Consider the following 922-nt stretch of genomic DNA (forward strand, 5'->3'; position numbering starts at 1 on the left):
CGACCACACCAGGTCGGGGGCGTCCGGCAGCGACCAGTACGAGGCGGTCCCCTTGAACGGGCAGTACGTGTGTGTCGCGGACGGCGTCAGCAGGTCGAGCCGCACGTCCTCCGGCGGGATGTACCAGCGCGCGGGGCAGCCCGTCTCGTGCAGCACCAGCGCCCGGTCGCTCTCCGCCAGCACGCGTCCGTCGCGCACCACGCGCACGTGCCGCTCGCCCGGCTCGACGGTGATGCGATGGCCTGTGGTCACGGCGTCCTCCTCGTGGGTCGGTCCACCCGGTACAGCGTCCCTCGGGGCGGCCTTCTTCCCGGGCGTAGGCTGACGACCGTGAACATCTGCGTCTTCCTCTCCGCCGCCGACCTCGACGAGCGCTACACGCGTCCCGCCCGCGAGTTCGCCGAACTTCTCGGCAAGGGCGGTCACACCCTGGTGTGGGGCGGCTCCGAGAGCGGCCTCATGAAGGTGGTCGCCGACGGCGTGCAGCAGGCGGGCGGCAGGCTCGTGGGCGTCTCGGTCGACTTCCTGGCGGCCAAGGCGCGGCAGAACGCCGACGAGATGGTCGTCGCCAAGGACCTCGCCGAGCGCAAGGCGCTGCTGCTCGCCAAGTCCGACGCCGTCGTGATCATGGTGGGCGGGACCGGCACCCTGGACGAGGCGACCGAGATCCTGGAGCTCAAGAAGCACGGCAGGACCACCAAGCCGGTCGTCCTGCTGAACACCGCGGGCTTCTACGACGGCCTCAAGGAGCAGTTCCGCCGCATGGAAGACGAGGGCTTCCTGCCCGTCCCCCTCACCGACCTGGTCTTCTTCGCCGAGGACGGCGTCGCGGCCCTCGCCTACCTGGAGGAGTCCCTCGGCGTCCAGTAGTGGTCCGGTAGTGCGAGCATGGCCGGTATGGCTACTCACCTGATCACCAGCG

At 70.2% G+C, this 922-nt stretch carries 2 protein-coding genes; one reads left to right on the forward strand and one right to left on the reverse strand.

What is annotated here, in order from left to right; genetic code table 11:
- Window positions 1-252, reverse strand: a 252-nt coding sequence (locus E6R62_RS37510; RefSeq protein ID WP_136217916.1) for a DUF427 domain-containing protein, incomplete at its 3' end; no start/stop codon positions are given.
- A 78-nt stretch (window positions 253-330) separates the two neighbouring features.
- On the opposite strand from E6R62_RS37510, the gene E6R62_RS37515 reads away from it, so the two are divergent.
- The gene (locus E6R62_RS37515) at window positions 331-870 is read left to right on the forward strand and encodes a TIGR00730 family Rossman fold protein (protein ID WP_114038297.1); all 540 of its coding nucleotides are present in this window, start codon (window positions 331-333) and stop codon (window positions 868-870) included.
- The last annotated feature ends 52 nt before the right edge of the window (window positions 871-922 follow it).

The sequence above is a fragment of the Streptomyces sp. A1136 genome, from assembly GCF_004795055.1.
Taxonomy (GTDB): Bacteria; Actinomycetota; Actinomycetes; order Streptomycetales; family Streptomycetaceae; genus Streptomyces.